Genomic DNA, 18,182 nt, shown 5'->3' with positions numbered 1-18,182 from the left:
CGGGCCGCCGCGGGGCGCGGAGTCGCTGCCTCCCACGGACGTGCCTCCGGTCCGAAGCACTGTGGCGCGCCTGCCCCGGACTACCCCCGCCAAACACCCGCCCAGGTTTTCCGGCGGCCCCAGGGGTCACACGGAACGGGACGCGACCTTCACCTCGTGTCCACGTCCCCGGCCCAGGAGGTCACTTCCATGAGCGTCAAGGTCGCCGACCACGTCCTTCAACGGCTGCGGGAATGGGGGGTGGAGCAGGTCTTCGGCTATCCGGGCGACGGCATCAACGGCCTGCTCGCCGCCTGGGGCCGGGCCGGGGACGAGCCGCGTTTCGTGCAGTCGCGGCACGAGGAGATGTCCGCGTTCGAGGCGGTCGGCTACGCCAAGTTCAGCGGCCGCCTCGGGGTGTGCGTGGCGACCTCGGGGCCGGGTGCGATCCACCTGCTCAACGGCCTGTACGACGCGAAACTCGACCATGTGCCGGTGCTCGCGATCGTCGGCCAGACGCATCGCTCGGCGATGGGCGGCTCGTACCAGCAGGAGGTGGACCTGCACACACTGTTCAAGGACGTCGCCTCGGAGTTCGTGGAGACGGTGACGGTCCCCGAGCAGTTGCCGAACGTCCTGGACCGGGCGATCCGTACCGCCTGCGCCCGCCGCTGCCCGACCGCGGTGATCATCCCCGGCGACGTGCAGGAGCTGGCCTACGAGGCGCCCACCAACGAGTTCAGGATGGTGCCGTCCGGTCTCGGCCTGAGCGGTGGGACGACGATCCCCTCGCGGGAGTCCCTGCGCGCGGCCGCCGACATCCTCAACTCCGGTGACAAGGTGGCGATCCTGATCGGACAGGGCGCCGCCGGGGCCCGGACCGAGGTCGAGCGGATCGCCGAACTGCTCGGCGCCGGCGTCGCGAAGGCGCTGCTCGGCAAGGACGCGCTGAGCGACGGACTTCCCTACGTCACCGGCTCGATCGGCCTGCTCGGGACCCGGCCGTCCTACGAGCTGATGCGCGACTGCGACACCCTGCTGACGATCGGCTCGTCCTTCCCGTACCCGCAGTTCCTGCCGGAGTTCGGCAAGGCGCGGGGGGTGCAGATCGACATCGATCCGCACATGATCGGGATGCGCTACCCGTACGAGGTGAACCTCGTCGGCGACGCGCGGGAGACCCTGCTGCGGCTGATCCCGATGATCAGAGGCGAGGAACGCGGCCGGGAGTGGTTCGAAACCGTCTGTGACAACGTACGGCGCTGGGACGACGTGCTGGACCGGCGGGCGCGGCTGTCGGCCGACCCGATCAACCCGGAGTACGTGGCCCGCACGCTGTCCCCGCTGCTCCCGCCGGACGCGATCGTCACCTCGGACTCGGGCTCGGTGGCGAACTGGTACGCCCGCCATCTCACGCTGCGCCCCGGCATGCGCGGCTCCCTCTCCGGCACGCTGGCGACCATGGGCTGCGGCGTGCCGTACGCGATCGGCGCGAAGTTCGCTCATCCGGACCGGCCGGTGATCGCGCTGGTCGGGGACGGGGCGATGCAGATGAACGGTCTCGCGGAGCTGATCACGGCCGCCAAGTACCAGGACCGCTGGCCGGACCCGCGGCTGGTCGTCGCGGTGTGGAACAACCGTGACCTGAACCAGGTGACGTGGGAGATGCGCGCCATGGGCGGCGCCCCGTCGTTCCTGCCCTCACAGGAGCTGCCGGACGTGCCGTACGCGGCGTTCGCCCGGTCCCTGGGGCTGACCGGGGTGCGGGTGGAGAGGCCGCAGGACGTGGAGCCGGCCTGGCGGACGGCCCTGGAGGCGGACGGTCCCGCGGTCGTCGAGTTCCTCACCGACCCGGCCGTGCCTGCGGTCCCGCCGCACGCCACCTGGGAGCAGATCGAGGCCACGGTCGCCTCGGCCCTCAAGGGCGACGCCGACCGGGGATCCATGATCAAACAGGGTTTCAGGGCGAAGGTGCAGGAGTTCCTTCCGGGGCGGCAGGAGATGTAGCACGGCGACCCCGTGTCGGCTCCCCGTCCTCGGGTACGCGGTGGCCACCGACACCGACGAAGACCCGGAGGGAGAGACATGCAGCGAGGCAGCGACCGGCTGAGCGTGCACCGGGACGACGAGATGAAGCACGAATTGCAGGGTCTGCTGAGGTCCGGACACCCCACGCGGGTGGAGGAGTGGCACGACCCCGAACCGTCCGCCGAGGACGACCCCGAGATCTGGGGCGGGCCGGTGGTGCCCGGGAGCTCCCGGGCGACGCTGGAGACCGTGCGGCTGGAGCTGGCACGGACCCTGGGACGGAGTTCCTTCCCGGCCGGCGCGGGCGCGCTGGCCGGGGGCCTGCGCCGCAAGAACGCGCCGGACGCGCTGGTGGACGCGGTCCGGCAGCTGCCGGGCAAGGACCGTTACACCAATGTCCAGGAGCTGGCCGAGGCGCTGGTCGGGAGCGGCCGGTGACGGCGCGGCACCCGGCCGGCGGGACCGGGCCCACGGACGTAAGGGCCGCAAGGACACGGAAAGGACGTTGACCCTCATGCGCATCGCGTTTCTGACGGCACCCGAAGGCGTCGAGCAGGTCGAGCTCACCGATCCCTGGCAGGCGGCGGTGGACGCGGGCCACGAGCCCGTCCTGGTGTCGACCGAATCCGGCGAGATCCAGGCGTTCCACCATCTCGACAAGGCGGACACGTTCCGGGTGGACGAGGTCGTCGGTGAGGCGTCCGCGGAGTCCTTCGGCGGGCTGGTCCTGCCGGGCGGCGTCGCGAACCCCGACTTCCTGCGCACCGACGGCAAGGCCGTGGCCTTCGTCAAGGACTTCTTCGAGCAGGGCCGCCCGGTCGCCGCGATCTGCCACGCCCCGTGGATCCTCGTCGAGGCGGACGTCGTGCGGGGCCGGGTCCTGACCTCGTGGCCGAGCCTCGCGACGGATCTGCGCAACGCGGGCGCCACCTGGGTCGACGAGCAGGTGAAGATCTGCGACCACGGCCCCGGCAAGCTCGTCACCAGCCGCAAGCCGGACGACCTGAAGGCCTTCTGCGAGACGTTCCTGGACGTGTTCGCACAGGAAGCGCGCTGACCGACCAACGGTCGACAGTCGACGACCGATCGTCTGCGGTCTGCGGTCTGCGGTCTGCGGTCTGCGGTCTGCGGTCTGCGGTCTGCGGTCTGCGGTAAACTGTATACGGTATGCGATCGACCGGACACGCACAGTTCTCCGGCCACGCAACCGCGAAAGACCCGAGAGACCGCAAGCGGTCGGGCGGCTCCGGTGGGCTCAGGCCCCGCCGGGGCCGCCCGTCGTTCCCGGGCCTCCCGGACCCCACTTGCCGACCGGGGTGCCCGCCGGGCCGCGGCCCTCCCCGGACGCCCGGCTCCCGGCCGGAGCCCGGCGCGAGCGGACCTCGTCGACTCCGACGGCCCGTTCCCTCGCCCCGTCCCGGGTGCGGCCCGGGGAGACGAAGCGGCGCGGGTTGCGCCGCAGGTACTCGCCCTCCAGCTGGGCCATGCGGCCGTTGTGGGCGCGCAGAGCGTCGTTCGAGCCGTACAGCAGGGTGTCGTGGCGCGTGCGGTGGATCGTTTCCAGCTCTTTCATCAGCTGCTGGTCGTCCAGCCGGTCCGGGTCGACTCCGGTCATGGTCATGCCCCGCTCGTCGTGTTCGTCATGCGGTCATGCGCTTCGGGTACCCCACCCGGGAGCACGTCTGCGCCTCCACTGTACGAACATTTGGGCCCCCGGGCCCTCCGTGCGGGCCGGCTGCCTACCTGGCCCGCTCCACGCGCCGCTCGTCCCACACCGGCTCCGGGGTCTCCCGGACCCGGCCGTCGCTGCCGAAGACCAGGTAGCGGTCGAAGGAACGGGCGAACCAACGGTCGTGGGTGACGGCGAGGACCGTGCCGTCGAAGGCCTCGAGGCCCTCCTGGAGGGCCTCGGCGGACTCCAGGTCGAGGTTGTCGGTCGGCTCGTCGAGGAGCAGGGCCGTGACGCCCTGCAGTTCCAGCAGCAGGATCTGGAAGCGGGCCTGCTGGCCGCCGGAGAGCCGGTCGAAGCTCTGTTCGGCCTGCTGGGTCAGCTCGTAGCGGCGCAGCCGGGACATGGCCGCGCCCCGGTCCTGGGAGTGTTCGCTCCACAGGATGTCCAGGAGGGTGCGACCCAGGAGCTCGGGGTGGGCGTGGGTCTGGGCGAAGTGCCCGGGCACCACCCGCGCGCCGAGCTTCCACTCCCCCGTGTGCGTCACGGTGTCGCCGGCCAGCAGCCGCAGGAAGTGCGACTTGCCCGAGCCGTTGGAGCCGAGGACGGCGACCCGCTCGCCGTAGAAGACCTCCAGGTCGAAGGGCTTCATCAGACCGGTGAGCTCGAGTCCCTTGCAGGTGACCGCCCTGACTCCGGTGCGGCCGCCCTTGAGGCGCATCGTGATGTCCTGCTCGCGGGGCGGCTCCGGCGGCGGGCCGGCCTCCTCGAACTTGCGCAGCCGGGTCTGGGCCGCGGCGTAGCGGGAGGCCAACTCGTGGCTGATGGAGGCGGCCTGACGGAGACTCAGGACGAGCTTCTTCAGCTGGGCGTGCTTCTCGTCCCAGCGGCGGCGCAGCTCCTCGAAGCGGGCGAAGCGTTCGCGGCGGGCCTCGTGGTAGGTGGCGAAACCGCCGCCGTGCACCCAGGCGTCGGCGCCGGCCGGGCCGGGCTCGACGGAGACGATCTTCTCGGCGGCGCGGGAGAGGAGTTCGCGGTCGTGGGAGACGAAGAGGACCGTCTTGCGGGTCTCCTTCAGCCGTTCCTCCAGCCACCGCTTGCCGGGCACGTCGAGGTAGTTGTCCGGCTCGTCGAGCAGCAGCACCTCGTCGGTGCCGCGCAGCAGCGCCTCCAGCACGAGCCGCTTCTGCTCGCCGCCGGAGAGCGTGCGCACGAGGCGGAACTGGGCCTTGTCGTAGGGGACGCCGAGCGCGGCCGTGGTGCACATGTCCCAGAGCGTCTCGGCCTCGTACCCGCGCACCTCGGCCCAGTCGGAGAGGGCCTGCGCGTACTGGAGCTGCGCGGCCTCGTCGTCGACGGTCATGATCGCGTGCTCGGCCTTGTCGACGGCGCGGGCGACCTCACGGATACGGGGCGAGGCCACGGACACCAGCAGGTCGCGGACGGTCGTCTCGTCCCGCACGGAGCCAACGAACTGGCGCATCACGCCGAGGCCGCCGGACACGGTGACGGTCCCGCCGTGCGGTTTCAGCTCGGCCGAGATCAGCCGCAGCAGGGTCGTCTTGCCGGCGCCGTTGGGTCCGACCAGCGCCACCACGGCCCCTTCACCCACCCGGAAGGACACGTCGCCGAGCAACGCCCTCCCGTCGGGGAGGTAGTACTCGAGGTGCGCGGCTTCCAGGTGTCCCATGGGGCGCATTCTGCGGTCCGCCCACGGGATGCGGCAAACCGTTATGCGTGGCGGGCCGGGAGGGCGCGCCGCCGCCCGTCACCCGCCGGCGCCCGCCATCGGCTGCCCCGCCGGGCCGCCCTCGCCTGCGGGCGCGACCGTCGCCCCCGCCCAGGACAGGGCCTTCCAGCCGTCGCCCGGAGAGCCCTCGAGGACGACGGTGCCGGTGTTGGCGAGCCGGTTGGCCGCGGCGAAGGGAACGTCGACGTTGTCGGCACGGGTGGCCGCCCAGGCGCGGATCGCGGCGCCGTGGCTGACCATCGCCACGGTGCCCGCGCCGCTCGCCGCGGCCTCGGCGACCACGGCGTCGTACCGCGCCAGGAACTCGCTGCCGCTCTCGCCGCCCGGCATGCGCAGCCCGACGTCGCCCGCCGCCCAGGCGAACACCGTGCGCATGTAGATCTCGCCGTGCTCCGAGTTGCCGGACGCCATCTCCAGATCGCCCGCGGAGATCTCCCGGATGCCGTCGCGGACCAGGACGCCGAGACCGCGGGCGGCGGCCAGCGGGGCGGCGGTCAGCCGGGTGCGCACGAGGGTGGAGGCGTAGAGGAACTCGATGTCCTCGTCGGCGAGGGCCTGCGGCAGGGCGGCGGCCTGCCGCGCGCCGAGTTCGGTGAGGCCGGGGCCGGGGACGGCGGTGTCGAGCAGGTAGTCCACGTTCGTGGGGGTCTGACCGTGGCGGACGAGCAGCAGTCGCATGCAGTGACCCTCCGATGCCGAAGGCCGCCTCCACACAAGAAACGGCCACTTCAGGGTACCCGCAGCGCATGATGCCCGACGTCGATCTCACCGCCTTGAAGCCCGGCCGGCACGGCCTGCGCGATCTGTTTCTCGCCCTCGACGACCAGGTGTTCGCGTTCGCCGCCGAGCGGCACTGGCCGGCCGCCGAACCGATCCTGCCGCGACTGAGCCGCAGCGCGAACCACGGCGTGATCTGGTTCGCGACGGCGGCGGCCCTCGCCGTGTCCGGCACGCCCCGGGCCCGCCGCGCCGCCGCGCGCGGGCTGACCTCCCTCGGCCTGGCGTCCCTCGCCATCAACACCCTCGGCAAGCGCTCGGTGCGCCGGTCCCGGCCCGAACTGGACGCCGTGCCGCTGGGGCGGCGGCTGAAGCGGCAGCCGATCACCACCTCCTTCCCGTCCGGTCACTCCGCGTCGGCGGCGGCCTTCGCGGCCTCGATCGCCCTGGAGTCGCCGCTCTGGGGCGCGCTGGTGGCGCCGGTCGCGTTCTCGGTGGCGATGTCCCGGGTGTACACCGGCGTCCACTTCCCGAGCGACGTGGTCGCGGGCACGGCGCTGGGCGTCGGCGCCGCGTTCGCCGTCCGGCACGCTGCGCGCCTCCGTCGGCGAAGTCAGCCGGACACCGAGGAGGAATGACGAACCGTCAGCCCATATTGCAAGACAATCGGTCTCACCATCCGAGCATCGGCGTACCGTGAGGGAACCGGGGACCCGGTTCGTCGAGAAGGGGTAGAGCCATGCCGAAAGCACAGGAGACGGCCGTCTACACGCACGGACACCACGAGTCGGTGCTGCGTTCGCACACCTGGCGGACCGCCGCCAACTCCGCGGCCTACCTGCTCGGTTCACTGAAGCCCCACATGAAGATCCTGGACATCGGCTGCGGCCCCGGCACCATCACCGCCGACCTGGCCACCCTGGTCCCCGACGGGCACGTCACCGGCGTCGATCATGCGCCGGGGATCCTGGAGCAGGCGCGGGCCACGGCCGCCGAGCGGGGCCTGGCCAACATCGACTTCGCGGTCGCCGACGTGCACGCCCTGGCCTACCCGGACGACACCTTCTGCGTCGTCCACGCCCACCAGGTGCTCCAGCACGTGGGCGACCCGGTGCAGGCGCTGCGCGAGATGCTGCGGGTGACGAAGCCGGGCGGGTACGTCGCCGTCCGCGACTCGGACTACGCGGCGATGACCTGGTACCCCGCCTCGTCCGGGATGGACGACTGGCTGGACCTGTACCGCCGGGTGGCCCGGGCCAACGGCGGCGAACCGGACGCCGGGCGCCGGCTGAGGTCCTGGGCGCTGGCCGCGGGGTTCACCGACATCACGGCCACCTCCGCCACCTGGACCTTCAGCACCGCCGAGGAGCGGGCCTGGTGGAGCGGCCTGTGGGCCGACCGCACCGTGGCCTCGGCGTACGCCGAGCGCGCCATCCGGGGCGGACACGCCACGGCGGAGGAACTGCACGCCGTGTCGGAGGCCTGGCGGGAGTGGGGACGGCGGGAGGACGGCTGGTTCAGCGTCCTGCACGCGGAGATCCTGGGCCGAAAGGCCCGCTGACCCGCGGAGCGAGCACAAGGATTCACGCGAGAATCACGCGCGAACGACACACGAATCCCGCACACGGCACGCAGACATCACGGATTCGCGTATGCATCATGGATTCGCGCAGGCATCACGGATTCGCGCAGACATCACGGATTCGCGCAGGGATCGCGGAAGATCCGCGGACCACTGGCGGACGAGTCGTGGACCATTCGTAAATGACGCGCGAATGATTTCCGGAATCCGGGAAACCCGCAGTGCAGGAGGTTGACACTATGGTTCCCGTTCTGCTGGTTCTGCTGCTGGTGCTGATTCTCTTCGGCGCCGGATTCGCGGTGAAGTTGCTCTGGTGGATCGCACTCGCGGTCCTGGTCCTCTGGCTGCTCGGCTTCCTGGCTCGCGGAACCACCTCCGCAGGGGGCAGGGGTCGCTGGTACAGGTGGTGAACCGAGGCGCCGAAGCAACAGGAGAACAGGCAACACCCGCTTCCCCGGGCGTGAGCGACTCACTCCCGGGGAAGCAGCGGTCCCAGCGGCCCGAGGTCCAGGTTGAGGTCCTCGGGCCGCAGTCCGTACCGTTCGCGCAGTTCGGTCATGCGGTCGTCGAGCAGCATCAGGGTGAGCCCGATCCGCTCCTCCTGCTCCTCGTTCAGGTCGCCCGTGTCGAAGCGGCGCAGCGCCTGACGTTCCATCAACTGGCGCAGCAACTCCACGACGGTCAGCACGAGTTTCACCAGATCGCGCTCGACGGTGTCGGGTTCGAGGTCGAGATGGTTGCGGCGTTCGGTCACGGCGACTCCCCCCATGGCGAAGGTACTTGCTCATTGACGGAGCTGATCAGCGCGTTGAGGTCGATGCGGACGAGGTCGACGTCCGCGATGCGCAGCGTGATGTCCCCGGTGATGACCACCCCACCGGCCAGCAGCCGGTCGAGCAGGTCGACGAGGGCGACCTCACGGCGCTCCACCACGGTCATGCGCCCTCCCCCGGCTCACCGGCGGACTCCACGAAGGAATAGGCCGCCCACGGCCCCGTGAGTTCGACACGCATTCCGGATTCCTCCCCCTTGGTGCGGTCCACCATTTCCACGAATTCCTCGGACTTCGCGCGCGGGACGAGATAGGCGGCGTTCAGTACATTCTGTCCGGACGCCTTGGAAAGGGCGGAGTTCTGCGGCGGGTGGAGGCGGGCGTCCTCGGCGTGCGCGGACAGGGTCTCGTGGAGACTTCCGGCGAACCGTTCGGCACGCTGCCAGGTGTCGTCGTGGGCCCGGGCCTTCGAGCGCCGCTGCATCAGGTAGTCCCGGCCCGAAGCCGGCTTCGTCACGGCCTGCTCGGCCTCCTGCGCCTCGGGCTCGACATACACCTTCACCCCCCATTCGACCCGCCCCGCGAGCCGGTCCAGGACGCGCCGGAAATCCTCCTCGCGCTCCTCCATCATCACGCGGACGCCGCTGTCGTCCCGGAACACCGTGGCGAGCCGGAGCGGCAGCGGGGTGGTGACGGCCGTGAGGGAGTCGATCACCTGCTGATGGGCGCGGGCGGTCGCCGTGAGCCAGTCCAGGTCCTCCAGACGGCGGCGGAGCGGCTCCTCGGCGAAGTCCCGCTCCGGCACATGGCTGACCACGGCGATCAGGCCGCGGTGGGCGAGCAGCCGCGGCGGATCGCCCGCCACCCCCGGCAGGTCGGCCTGGAGGGGCGCGCCGAGGGGGTGGCAGACGGCGTACACGTACCGCAGTCCGGTCATGGTGTCTCCTCTCGGTCGTCCTCAGGTGCGCGGCTCTCCCTCGGAGCACGGCCCTGTCTCGGAGCACGGCCGGCCTTCGGGGCGGCACGGCGCTCTCGCGGGGCGCCGCCCTCTTTCAGGGCACGGCCCTCCTTCGGGGCGCGGCTCAGCTCCAGTTCCTCCAGCCGCGCCAGTCGCTCCCGCAACTCGGCGTTCTCACGTGACAGTTCGTTGCGGCGGGCACCGGAGGAAAGGGCCGGGTCGTCCTCCCACCAGTCGATGCCCATCTCCTTGGCCTTGTCCACGGAGGCGACGATGAGGCGGAGCTTGATGGTGAGCAGTTCGATGTCGAGCAGGTTGATCCGGATGTCGCCCGCGATGACGATGCCCTTGTCGAGGACGCGTTCCAGGATGTCCGCGAGGTTGGCTCCGCCACCCTGGCCGTACGGCTCCGGCATCCGGCTCGGCATGCTCATCGCCGGGTCCTGGACTTCTCACGGGTGTCCTCGGCCCGGGGCTCGTCCTCGGGCTCGTCCTCCGGCTCCTCCTCGTCGTACTCCTCGTACTCGTCCTCGGCGGCCTCCGGCTCGCCCTCCTCGGCCTCGTCCTCCTCCTCGTACTCGCCCTCGGGCTCCGCTTCCTCGTCCTCGGCGTACGGGCCCTCGTCCTCGTCCTCGTACTCCTCATCGTCCTGCGGGGCGGCGTCCTCGGCATCCCGCGCCTCGGCACCCTCCTCGGGCTCGCCGTTCTCCTCGTTGTCCTCGTTCTCCTGGTCCTCCTGGGCGACCGCGTCCTCATGGGAGGTGACGACCTCGCCGTCGCGGATCTCACCGCGCCAGCTGTCCTCGGCCTCCCCCTTGATGGTGATGAAGCGGGCGAAGTTCTTCAGGTCGAGACGGGCACGCCGGCCCTGGGCGCGCCAGATGTTGCCGGTCTTCTCGAACAGACCCGTCGGGTAGTACTCGATGACCAGCAGGATCCGGGTGAGGTTCTCGGCGAGTTCGTGGAAGGAGACGACGCCCTTCGTCGTGCCCTTGGCACCCTCCGACGTCCAGGCGATCCGGTCGTCCGGCACCTGTTCGGTGGTCTTCGCCTTCCAGCTGCGGTTGGACCAGAAGACCTTCGCCTGCCAGTCGCTGGTGGTGTCGTCGGCGCGGTTCGCGCTCTTGACGCCCTTGGCGAAGGTGCTGAAGTCCTGGTACTGCGTCCACTGGTCGTAGGCGGTGCGCAGCGGCACGCCGACGTCGATCGTCTCCATGATCACGGTCGGCTTCTTGCCCGCGCTCTTCTTGCCCTTGCCGCCCTTGCCACCGAGGTTCTTGAACGCGCCGGTCACCTTGTCCTTCGCCCGCGAGGCGCCGAGCTCCAGCGCGGTGCGCAGCGGTCCCTTGCCCTCGGCGACCTTGCGGCCGCCTTCGAGGGCGAGCTTGGCGAAGCCCGGACTGTTGCCCTCGGCGATGTCGTTGAGCTTGCCCGTGGTCTCCCCGAGCTTGTGACCGACACCGGTCAGCAGGCGTGTGGCCTGCGCGGCGAGGTACTCCTGCACCTCTTCCTTGAGCCGGTCGGCGGCTTCGCTGTGGGCCACTCCGGAGAGCGGGTTGCCGCCCGCCGCCTTGCCGGCCGCGGAGGTCGCGGACTTGGCGGATCCGAGGGTCTCGGTCATCGGTCACCGCCTCCCTTCGGCCGCCGGGCCCGGGAACCGGTACCGGAGGCGGCCCTCGATGCGGTCCTCGCGCCCGTCCTGCCGGCCGACGCGGTCTTCTTCGCGGCCGTGGCACGGGCCGGAGCCTTCTTGGCCGGCGCCTTCTTCGCGGGGGCCTTCTTGGCCGTCTTCTTCGCGGGCGCCTTCTTCGCCGTCTTCCTCGGCGGTTCCTCGTCCTCGCCCTCGTCGTCCTCCTCGGAGGCGTCCTGAGGCTCCTCGTCCTCTTCGGCGTCCTCGGCGTCCTCGGCGTCCTCGGCGTCCTCGGCGTCCTGAGGCTCGTCGTACTCCTCGTCCGCCTCGTCCTCCCGGTCGTCCGCGTCCTGCCCGGGCACGACGCCCTCGAGCTGGTCGCGCACCTCGGCGGTGCGGCCGTGCAGCCGGTCCGCGAGCGCGTCGATCTGCCGCTCGACCATGGCGCCGGAGGCGGCCTTGCCGACCCCGCGCAGGTCCTGACGCAGCTGGTCCCCTATCTCCTTGAACTGCGGGTTGTCCCGCAGTTGCTGGGAGACGAGGTCCGCGATGCCCTTGGGGGTCAGGTTCAGTCGCTTGCCGGCCACCAAGGAGCCTACGGCGAAGGCCAGTTTCAGCTTCTTGGTACGTCCGAGGAAATACCCGGCCCCGACCGCGAGACCCAATGCCGTTCGATTCATCCTGTCCACCCGTCGTCCGTCCCCGCGCTTCTGCGCGTCGCGCTCTCCAGCCGGTCGAGGAGCTCGTCCTCCTGCCGGTCGAACTCCTCCTCGGTGATCTCGTCGGCGTCCAACTGCTCTTCCAAGCGGGCGAGTTCGGCCCGGACCGTGGCGGGGTCGTAGTAGATCCGCTCGGCCTCCTTGACCACCTGTTCGATCACCCAGCCGCTGCCGCGCACCGGGGCGAACGGCAACAGCAGCACCTCCGAGATGAGTCCCATGGCGCACCTACTCCGTACTGGTGCCCGCCGGTTCGGCCGGGCCGGGTTCGACGAAGCTGTACGGCGGCAGCGGCCCGTTGACGCGCAGTTCGAGGTGCGGACGGCCCTTGCGGAGCTCCTCCGCGGCCTCCAGGAACCGGGCCGCCGAGTCGCGGTCCACCAGGAACGAGACGTTGACCAGCCAGCCGGTGGACTCGGGGCCCACGCTCGTGGCCGCGGCCAGCGGCTCGAGGTTGTGCTGCACGTCGGCCGCGTCCTCGGCCTCCTTGGCCTTCACCGCGGCGGCCACCATCTCGCCGAGCTGGATCTTCTGGTCGTAACTTCCGCCGCCCGACTGCCGGTTGGCCTCCGCGAGGCCCCGCAGTTCGGGACTCTCGGCCATCACCTGGTGCAGGACGGCCTCCTCGACGTGCGAAGCCTTGATGTTGTACTCGACCCTGCCCTCGAGGGCCCGCAGGCGCTCCTCGTAGTGCTCGGTGCGTTCGGCGAGGACCCCGGTGACGGAACTGTCGTCGGGGGCGACACTGCCGAACCGCATGGGCAGCACGCAGCCCTCGGCACCTGCCTCGGCGAGCACGGTCTGGTGGGCGAGCAGCTCCCTGCGTTTGGGCCGCAGCCCCTCGGGGGCGTCGCTGACGACCGCCGCCAGTGTGCCCTCCTTCAGGACGCGCACCGGCAGAGCCGGGTCGCCGACACCGGCCAGGCCGTCCGGAAGGTCGGGGTGCGAGGCGGCGACGATGCCGTACACGTAGGTGCTCACTCCTGCTCCTCCTTCCTGCGCGCGGTCGTGCTCTTGCGGGCTCGCGGCCTGGAGGTCCGCTCCTCCTGCTCGGAGCCCTCGTCACGGGCCTGCTTGAAGGCGCCGGAGATGGTCTCCGCGGCGCCGGACAGCGCGCCCTTGGACTTGCCGCGCGCGCCGGACTCGGTGATCTCGCCGACCAGGTCGGGCAGGCCCGGGTCCTTGCGCGGCCCCGCCTCCAGGTCCAGCCGGTTGCACGCCTCGGCGAAGCGCAGGTAGGTGTCGACGCTGGCCACCACGACCCGTACGTCGATCTTGAGGATCTCGATACCGACCAGGGAGACCCGTATGAACGCGTCGATGACCAGACCCCTGTCGAGGACGAGCTCCAGCACGTCGTAAAGACCGCTCGAGCCGCCTCCGCCACCGGACTGCTGTGCCGGGACTACGGTCATGCCGACCGCACCTCCTTGCCTCGTGAATGTTGTCGGGACGTTCCTTCGCCGAGCGGCCTACCGGCCGCCGGCCCTTTGCGAATCGGCCCGTCCGCGCTCGTAGCGACGAACGCGCCGGTAGCCGGTGAGCTGGCCCTCCGCGTCGAGCTCCACCTGGTAGGTCGCCATCAGGCTCATCGTGTCGGGCACCCTCGCGAGCTCCATGACCTCGACCTCCAGCTGCCAGCCGCCCTCCGTCTGCGCGAAGGACGAGGCGCCCTCGACCGCCATACCGGTCAGCTCTCCGAGCTGGGCGCAGGCGTGGCGCAGCACCTCCATGGGGCTCGGCCGGTCGTCCGCCACGTCGTCCTTCCCTTCCCTGCTCGTCGAGGTCCGCGCACTCTCGGGACGCTGCGACCCCTCTGATCTGCGAGGTCTCTGTGATCTCTGTGATCTCTGTGATCTCTGCGGTCTCGAACTCTGCGGGGTTCGTGAAGTCCCCGAAGCCTCCGGAGTCCGTGAACTTTGTGAATTGTGTGATTCAGGTGATTCATGCGCTTTACGTGCATTGCGTGAAGCATGTGGCTGCTCTGTGCTTTTCGTGTTCACCATGGCCACCTCTTCTTCCGGGTGGCCCAAAGGCTCTTGGCCAAACCTTCACGTGGCACGGAGTGCGTCGAACCGGCGCCGGGCCGGCCCCAGGGCGCGCCCTGGGCCGGTCAGCACGGACCAGGGAAGGGCGTGGGCCTGCTCGGGCGGCGTCGGCGATGGTCCAGCGGCGCGGGCCGAGCTCCGGATCGTGCGGCTGCTCCCGGGTGAGGGGCGTGGCGACGGGGCCCCGGGCGGCGCGCGCACCGTGAAGGGGGGCGACGGCGGTCGGGGCCCGTCGATCCCGTGCCGGGGGCCGTTCCAGCATCGACGGACGGCAGCGCAGCCGCGCGACCATGAACGCGGCGACCGACCGGTGGTACGCGACCAGGTCGCCCTTCGTGTACCGCTTCGCCTGCGCGCCGCCCGGGAAGAGCACCTTCTCCGGCCGGTGGCCCTCGACGCCGCGGCGGCCGCCCGCACCTACCGCACGGCGTCACCGCTCACGGCGCGATCGCCTGCTCCACCAGCAGCCGGGCGGACGCGGCGATCGACTCGGCGTCGATGCCCGCGGCGTGCAGCTGCTCGGCCGGGCTCGCCGAGCCGGGCATCGTCCGGACGGCCAGCCGCACCAGCCGGGGCACCGGCCGCCCGTCGAGGAAGGCGTCGAGGACCGCGTCCCCGAGGCCGCCCTGCTCGTGGTGGTCCTCCACGCTCAGCAGCAGGCCGGTCTCCTCGGCGGCCCGGCGCAGCGTGGCCCGGTCGACGGGCTTGACCGAGTACAGGTCGATCACCCGGGCGGCGATGCCCTCGCCGTCCAGCGCCTCGGCCGCCCTCAGCGCCTCGTGCACGGTGACGCCGGCCGCGACGATCGTCAGCCGGTCCCGGTCGGAGGAGCGCAGCACCTTGCTGCCGCCGACGGGGAACTCCTCGTCCGGCCCGTAGAGGACCGGGTAGGCGCCGCGCGAGGTGCGCAGATAGCGGACGCCGTCCAGGCCCGCCATGGCGGCGACCAGCCGGGCCGTCTGGTGGGGGTCGCACGGGTACAGCACGGTCGAGCCGTGCACGGCCCGGAACATCGCCAGGTCCTCCAGGCCCATCTGCGAGGGCCCGTCCTGTCCGATGGCGACCCCCGCGTGCGAGCCGACGAGGTTGATGCCGGCCCCACTGACCGCGGCCATCCGGACGAAGTCGTGGGCCCGGGTCAGGAAGGCCGCGAACGTCGAGGCGTAAGGGACCCAGCCGCGCGTCGCGAGGCCGACCGCGGCGGCGACGAGCTGCTGTTCGGCGATGTAGCACTCGAAGAAGCGGTCCGGGTACTCCTTGGCGAAGGTCTCGGCGCGGGTGGAGTCGCTCACCTCGCCGTCGAGGGCGACGATGTCCTCGCGGGCGGCGCCGAGCGCGGCCAGGGCCTTGCCGTAGGCGTCACGGGTCGCCACGCCCTTCTCCCGGTCCTCCCCCTCCCAGCGGGGCAGTACGAGGGGCCCGGTCGGGACCGAGTGCAGCATGCGGGCGTCGGCCGGCTCGCGTACGCGGACCCGCAGGTCACGGATGCCGCCCAGCTCCTCGATCGCCTCGTCGGCGTCGGGCAGCGGCTTGCCGTGCAGGCCCTCGCGGTCCTCGACGGACCGGACGCCCTTGCCCTTGAGGGTGCGGGCGAGGATCGCGGTGGGCTGCCCCGAGGTGGAAGCCGCCTCGCCGTAGGCGCGGTCGACGGCGTCCACGTCGTGTCCGTCGATCTCGATCGTGTGCCAGCCGAAGGCCTGGAAGCGGCGGGCGTAGGCGCCGAGGTCGTGGCCGTGCCGGGTGGGGCCGCGCTGGCCCAGCCGGTTGACGTCGACGATCACCGTGAGGTTGTCGAGGTGCTCGTGGCCCGCGTGCTCGGCGGCCTCCCACACCGAGCCCTCGGCGAGCTCGCTGTCCCCGCACACCACCCACACGCGGTAGCCGAGGCGGTCCAGCCGCTTCCCGGCCAGCGCGATGCCGACGCCCACCGGCAGCCCCTGGCCGAGCGAGCCGGTGGCCGTCTCGACCCACGGCAGCCGCTGCGGGGTCGGGTGTCCCTCGAGCCGGCTGCCGAGTTCGCGGAAGGTCAGCAGCTCCTCGTCGTCGATGGCCCCGGCGGCCTTGTAGGCCGAGTACAGCAGGGGGGAGGCATGGCCCTTCGAGAGGACGAAGCGGTCGTTGCCCGGGTGCGCCGGGCGGTCGAAGTCGTAGCGGAAGTGGTTGGCGAGGAGTACGGCCATCAGGTCCGCGGCCGACATCGAGGACGTCGGATGCCCGGACCCCGCGGCGGCGGAGGCACGCACACTGTCGACCCGCAACTGCTGTCCGAGTTCGGTGAGTTCGGCGGTGTCCATCTGGCTACCGGTCTCCCTTCGCGTCGCGGGCGTCGTCGCGCTCGACGGGGCCGGGGCCGGGGCCGGGGTCGGCCGTCCCCCGACCGGGCTGCTTCGAACTGTGCCGCCCCACCTCGGGCGTCGGCGAGTCGATCGACTGGGAGCCCTCCTCGGGCGACGCCTGGCCCGCACGGGAGCCGCTCTCACCGCCCGAATGCCGTCCCACCTCGGGTGTCGGCGAGGTGATCGACTGGGAGCCGTCCTCCGGGGAGGGGTGCTGCTCGCCGGACCCGTCGGTCGCCTTGTTCACGTCGTTCACGTCGTTCACGTCGTTCACGTCGTTCCCCTCATTCCTGTCGTCCGTGTTCCTGCGTGTTCCTGTCGTACGGGTTCTTGCCGTCCGGGCCGTCGGCTTCGTTCCCTGCGTTCCCTGCGTTCCCGGTGTTCCCGGTGTTCCCGGTGTTCCCTGCGTTCCCGGTGTTCCCGGTGTTCCCGGTGTTCCCTGCGTTCCCGGTGTTCCCGGCGGTCCCGGCGGTCCCGGCGGTCCCGGCGGTCCCGGCGGTCCCGGTGTTCCCGGTGTTCCCGGTGTTCACGTCCTCCTCGGTGGCCGCGCCGGGACCGGAGGCCGCGGGCCCGTGACGGTGGCCGCCGGGTACCCGCGCCAGTTCCGGCGACGCGGTGTCCAGTGGTACCGACCAGGACCGGACCAGGCCCAACTGGACTTCCTGACGCGGGAGTACGGCATCCAGCAGCCAGTCGGCCGCGACGCGCACCCGGTTGCCGGGCATGGCGGCGAGATGGTAGCCACGGGCGACGGCACCGGCCGCGGGGCCGGACAGGTGGACGCCGAGCGGATTGGCGGCGGCCTGCGCCCCGCCCAGGTCCACGACGAATCCCAGGTCCTTGTGCCGGTAGGGCCGCAGACCGGCCGCACCGCCGCCCTCGACGAGCGAGGCGGCGACGTTCCGCCCGGCCGCCTTGCCCTGCCGCCAGGCGTGCTGCGCGGTCATCGGCGTGTACTCCCCGGGCCTCTCCAGATCCGGTACCGCGGCCGCGTCACCGCACGCGAACACCTCGGGCCTGCCCGGCACCTGGAGCGTAGGCTCGACGAGCAACCGCCCGCGTTCCATGGGCAGCCCGAGCGACTCCGCGAGGGGATCGGGCCGTACGCCCACGCACCACGCCAGGGTGCGGGTGTCGACGAACTCGCCGTCGGTCAGCAGGACCCCGTCGCGGGTGGCCTCCTTGACGGAGGTGCCCATGCGCACCTCGACGCCCCGTTCTCGCAGCACCCGGTCGGCGGTGCGGGAGAGCCGTTCGTCCAGTTCGGGCAGGACACGCGACGCGAGGTCGAGCAGCAGCCAGCGCGGCCGTATGCCCCGCCGCAGGGGGTGGGCGCGGACCAGGGCGTCGGTGAACAGCTGGCCCTGCGCGGCGACTTCGGTACCGGTGTAGCCCGCGCCGACCACGACGAACGTGCAACGCGCCGTGCATTCGTCGGCGTTCACGCCACAGGCCGCCAACTCCACCTGCCGGGTGAGGTGATCGCGCAGGTAGAGGGCTTCGGGCAGACCGCGGAACCCGTGCGCGTGCTCGGCGACCCCGGGGATGGGCAGCAGCTTGTTGACGCTGCCGGCGGCCAGCACGAGCCGGTCGTAACCGAGCGTGCCCTCGTCCCCTTCGGGATCGGTGTAGTGGACGGTGCGCGCGTCGAGGTCCACGTGCTCGGCCTCGCCCAGCACCGGCCGCACCTCGCGCAGGGTCCCCGACAGGGAGACGGTGACCCGGCGCGGCTCGAGGACGCCCGCCGCCACCTGGGGCAGCAGGGGCAGGTACAGGAAGTAGTCGGTCGGGTTGAGCAGCGTGATGTCGGCCCGGCCCCTGGTCGCCCGCGCCAGGGTCCGGGCCGTCCGGTACCCGGCGAAGCCGGCTCCGACGATCACGATGCGGGGACGCCTCACGGTGGGCCTCCGAAGGGGTTCGGACGGTTGTCGTACGAAGGTTTCCGCGTCCCCCTGGCAGGAGCCGCCAAACGTCGCCGGTGTCCCCGCCGGGCG

20 protein-coding genes and 3 pseudogenes are annotated in these 18,182 nt (G+C 71.6%); 6 read left to right on the top strand and 17 right to left on the bottom strand.

Translation table 11 applies throughout. The features are described 5' to 3' along the window. Positions 1 to 189 precede the first annotated feature (189 nt). The 3 genes from QQM72_RS11990 (at position 190) to QQM72_RS11980 (ending at position 3,064) form a co-directional block, all read left to right on the top strand. Positions 190 to 1,986, top strand: a complete 1,797-nt coding sequence (locus QQM72_RS11990) for a thiamine pyrophosphate-requiring protein (protein WP_314220832.1) — start codon at positions 190 to 192, stop codon at positions 1,984 to 1,986. Positions 1,987 to 2,064: 78 nt separating this feature from the next. Then, the gene (locus QQM72_RS11985) at positions 2,065 to 2,445 is read left to right on the top strand and encodes a DUF2795 domain-containing protein (protein ID WP_314220831.1); all 381 of its coding nucleotides are present in this window, start codon (positions 2,065 to 2,067) and stop codon (positions 2,443 to 2,445) included. A gap of 76 nt (positions 2,446 to 2,521) precedes the next feature. After that, on the top strand, positions 2,522 to 3,064 hold the full coding sequence (locus QQM72_RS11980; protein ID WP_314220830.1) for a type 1 glutamine amidotransferase domain-containing protein: 543 nt from the start codon (positions 2,522 to 2,524) through the stop codon (positions 3,062 to 3,064). Between the two features lie 333 nt (positions 3,065 to 3,397). Here the strand turns inward: QQM72_RS11980 and QQM72_RS11975 are convergent. From QQM72_RS11975 to QQM72_RS11965, 3 genes and pseudogenes are all read right to left on the bottom strand, one after another. Continuing rightward, positions 3,398 to 3,628 (bottom strand): annotated as a pseudogene (locus tag QQM72_RS11975) (DUF6158 family protein); the annotation flags it as partial. 118 nt (positions 3,629 to 3,746) lie between these two features. Beyond that, a complete protein-coding gene (locus tag QQM72_RS11970; protein WP_314220829.1) occupies positions 3,747 to 5,366 on the bottom strand; it encodes an ABC-F family ATP-binding cassette domain-containing protein in 1,620 nt (539 codons plus the stop codon). 78 nt (positions 5,367 to 5,444) lie between these two features. After that, on the bottom strand, positions 5,445 to 6,104 hold the full coding sequence (locus tag QQM72_RS11965; RefSeq protein ID WP_314220828.1) for a histidine phosphatase family protein: 660 nt from the start codon (positions 6,102 to 6,104) through the stop codon (positions 5,445 to 5,447). A 68-nt stretch (positions 6,105 to 6,172) separates the two neighbouring features. On the opposite strand from QQM72_RS11965, the pseudogene QQM72_RS11960 reads away from it, so the two are divergent. The 3 genes and pseudogenes from QQM72_RS11960 to QQM72_RS11950 all read left to right on the top strand — a co-directional run. Next, positions 6,173 to 6,763 (top strand): annotated as a pseudogene (locus QQM72_RS11960) (phosphatase PAP2 family protein); the annotation flags it as partial. Positions 6,764 to 6,882: 119 nt separating this feature from the next. Continuing rightward, the gene (locus tag QQM72_RS11955; protein ID WP_314220827.1) at positions 6,883 to 7,704 is read left to right on the top strand and encodes a class I SAM-dependent methyltransferase; all 822 of its coding nucleotides are present in this window, start codon (positions 6,883 to 6,885) and stop codon (positions 7,702 to 7,704) included. Between the two features lie 260 nt (positions 7,705 to 7,964). Beyond that, positions 7,965 to 8,135 carry a hypothetical protein gene (locus QQM72_RS11950; protein ID WP_057602533.1) on the top strand — a complete coding sequence of 57 codons (171 nt, stop codon included), beginning with the start codon at positions 7,965 to 7,967 and terminating at the stop codon, positions 8,133 to 8,135. A gap of 59 nt (positions 8,136 to 8,194) precedes the next feature. Here the strand turns inward: QQM72_RS11950 and QQM72_RS11945 are convergent, their stop codons facing one another. From QQM72_RS11945 to QQM72_RS11885, 14 genes and pseudogenes are all read right to left on the bottom strand, one after another. Beyond that, positions 8,195 to 8,479: a gas vesicle protein K gene (locus QQM72_RS11945; RefSeq protein ID WP_020125588.1), complete on the bottom strand. Its 285-nt coding sequence runs from the start codon at positions 8,477 to 8,479 to the stop codon at positions 8,195 to 8,197. After that, on the bottom strand, positions 8,476 to 8,664 hold the full coding sequence (locus QQM72_RS11940; protein WP_054241593.1) for a gas vesicle protein: 189 nt from the start codon (positions 8,662 to 8,664) through the stop codon (positions 8,476 to 8,478). Before QQM72_RS11940 ends, QQM72_RS11945 begins: the two co-directional genes overlap by 4 nt. Then, a complete protein-coding gene (locus tag QQM72_RS11935; RefSeq protein WP_314220826.1) occupies positions 8,661 to 9,434 on the bottom strand; it encodes a GvpL/GvpF family gas vesicle protein in 774 nt (257 codons plus the stop codon). The genes QQM72_RS11940 and QQM72_RS11935 overlap by 4 nt, the downstream gene beginning before the upstream one ends. Then, positions 9,431 to 9,889: a gas vesicle protein gene (locus QQM72_RS11930; RefSeq protein ID WP_314220825.1), complete on the bottom strand. Its 459-nt coding sequence runs from the start codon at positions 9,887 to 9,889 to the stop codon at positions 9,431 to 9,433. Before QQM72_RS11930 ends, QQM72_RS11935 begins: the two co-directional genes overlap by 4 nt. Continuing rightward, positions 9,886 to 11,076, bottom strand: a complete 1,191-nt coding sequence (locus QQM72_RS11925) for an SRPBCC family protein (protein WP_314220824.1) — start codon at positions 11,074 to 11,076, stop codon at positions 9,886 to 9,888. Before QQM72_RS11925 ends, QQM72_RS11930 begins: the two co-directional genes overlap by 4 nt. Next, on the bottom strand, positions 11,073 to 11,765 hold the full coding sequence (locus QQM72_RS11920) for a DNA primase (RefSeq protein ID WP_314220823.1): 693 nt from the start codon (positions 11,763 to 11,765) through the stop codon (positions 11,073 to 11,075). The genes QQM72_RS11925 and QQM72_RS11920 overlap by 4 nt, the downstream gene beginning before the upstream one ends. After that, positions 11,762 to 12,025, bottom strand: coding sequence for a gas vesicle protein GvpG (locus tag QQM72_RS11915; RefSeq protein WP_314220822.1), 264 nt, complete (start codon positions 12,023 to 12,025; stop codon positions 11,762 to 11,764). The genes QQM72_RS11920 and QQM72_RS11915 overlap by 4 nt, the downstream gene beginning before the upstream one ends. 7 nt (positions 12,026 to 12,032) lie before the next feature. After that, positions 12,033 to 12,785, bottom strand: coding sequence for a GvpL/GvpF family gas vesicle protein (locus tag QQM72_RS11910; protein ID WP_314220821.1), 753 nt, complete (start codon positions 12,783 to 12,785; stop codon positions 12,033 to 12,035). After that, positions 12,782 to 13,219 carry a gas vesicle structural protein GvpA gene (locus QQM72_RS11905; protein ID WP_314220820.1) on the bottom strand — a complete coding sequence of 146 codons (438 nt, stop codon included), beginning with the start codon at positions 13,217 to 13,219 and terminating at the stop codon, positions 12,782 to 12,784. The genes QQM72_RS11910 and QQM72_RS11905 overlap by 4 nt, the downstream gene beginning before the upstream one ends. A gap of 57 nt (positions 13,220 to 13,276) precedes the next feature. Then, positions 13,277 to 13,561 carry a gas vesicle protein GvpO gene (locus QQM72_RS11900; RefSeq protein WP_314220819.1) on the bottom strand — a complete coding sequence of 95 codons (285 nt, stop codon included), beginning with the start codon at positions 13,559 to 13,561 and terminating at the stop codon, positions 13,277 to 13,279. A 294-nt stretch (positions 13,562 to 13,855) separates the two neighbouring features. Next, positions 13,856 to 14,225, bottom strand: a pseudogene (locus QQM72_RS40875) (hypothetical protein). Positions 14,226 to 14,289: 64 nt separating this feature from the next. Then, entirely contained in the window at positions 14,290 to 16,146 is a 1,857-nt protein-coding gene (locus QQM72_RS11895) for a transketolase (RefSeq protein WP_314220818.1), read from the bottom strand. A 4-nt stretch (positions 16,147 to 16,150) separates the two neighbouring features. Further along, entirely contained in the window at positions 16,151 to 16,462 is a 312-nt protein-coding gene (locus QQM72_RS11890; protein WP_314220817.1) for a hypothetical protein, read from the bottom strand. Positions 16,463 to 16,472: 10 nt separating this feature from the next. Continuing rightward, complete coding sequence (locus tag QQM72_RS11885) at positions 16,473 to 18,086, bottom strand: NAD(P)/FAD-dependent oxidoreductase (protein ID WP_314220816.1); 1,614 nt, start codon at positions 18,084 to 18,086, stop codon at positions 16,473 to 16,475. Positions 18,087 to 18,182: the final 96 nt, after the last annotated feature.

The organism is Streptomyces zaehneri (assembly GCF_032248645.1).
Classification (GTDB): Bacteria; Actinomycetota; Actinomycetes; order Streptomycetales; family Streptomycetaceae; genus Streptomyces; species Streptomyces coriariae.
This window is presented reverse-complemented; position numbering and strand designations above follow the sequence as displayed.

What these genes read in the sequence shown, in the direction of transcription:
- QQM72_RS11925 (WP_314220824.1), bottom strand. Translation starts at nt 11,076, where the DNA reads ATGACCGAGACCCTCGGATCCGCCAAGTCCGCGACCTCCGCGGCCGGC.
- QQM72_RS11920 (WP_314220823.1), bottom strand. Translation starts at nt 11,765, where the DNA reads ATGAATCGAACGGCATTGGGTCTCGCGGTCGGGGCCGGGTATTTCCTC.
- QQM72_RS11955 (WP_314220827.1), top strand. Translation starts at nt 6,883, where the DNA reads ATGCCGAAAGCACAGGAGACGGCCGTCTACACGCACGGACACCACGAG.
- QQM72_RS11935 (WP_314220826.1), bottom strand. Translation starts at nt 9,434, where the DNA reads ATGACCGGACTGCGGTACGTGTACGCCGTCTGCCACCCCCTCGGCGCG.
- QQM72_RS11905 (WP_314220820.1), bottom strand. Translation starts at nt 13,219, where the DNA reads ATGACCGTAGTCCCGGCACAGCAGTCCGGTGGCGGAGGCGGCTCGAGC.
- QQM72_RS11980 (WP_314220830.1), top strand. Translation starts at nt 2,522, where the DNA reads ATGCGCATCGCGTTTCTGACGGCACCCGAAGGCGTCGAGCAGGTCGAG.
- QQM72_RS11895 (WP_314220818.1), bottom strand. Translation starts at nt 16,146, where the DNA reads ATGGACACCGCCGAACTCACCGAACTCGGACAGCAGTTGCGGGTCGAC.
- QQM72_RS11930 (WP_314220825.1), bottom strand. Translation starts at nt 9,889, where the DNA reads ATGAGCATGCCGAGCCGGATGCCGGAGCCGTACGGCCAGGGTGGCGGA.
- QQM72_RS11970 (WP_314220829.1), bottom strand. Translation starts at nt 5,366, where the DNA reads ATGGGACACCTGGAAGCCGCGCACCTCGAGTACTACCTCCCCGACGGG.
- QQM72_RS11915 (WP_314220822.1), bottom strand. Translation starts at nt 12,025, where the DNA reads ATGGGACTCATCTCGGAGGTGCTGCTGTTGCCGTTCGCCCCGGTGCGC.
- QQM72_RS11950 (WP_057602533.1), top strand. Translation starts at nt 7,965, where the DNA reads ATGGTTCCCGTTCTGCTGGTTCTGCTGCTGGTGCTGATTCTCTTCGGC.
- QQM72_RS11985 (WP_314220831.1), top strand. Translation starts at nt 2,065, where the DNA reads ATGCAGCGAGGCAGCGACCGGCTGAGCGTGCACCGGGACGACGAGATG.
- QQM72_RS11940 (WP_054241593.1), bottom strand. Translation starts at nt 8,664, where the DNA reads ATGACCGTGGTGGAGCGCCGTGAGGTCGCCCTCGTCGACCTGCTCGAC.
- QQM72_RS11965 (WP_314220828.1), bottom strand. Translation starts at nt 6,104, where the DNA reads ATGCGACTGCTGCTCGTCCGCCACGGTCAGACCCCCACGAACGTGGAC.
- QQM72_RS11990 (WP_314220832.1), top strand. Translation starts at nt 190, where the DNA reads ATGAGCGTCAAGGTCGCCGACCACGTCCTTCAACGGCTGCGGGAATGG.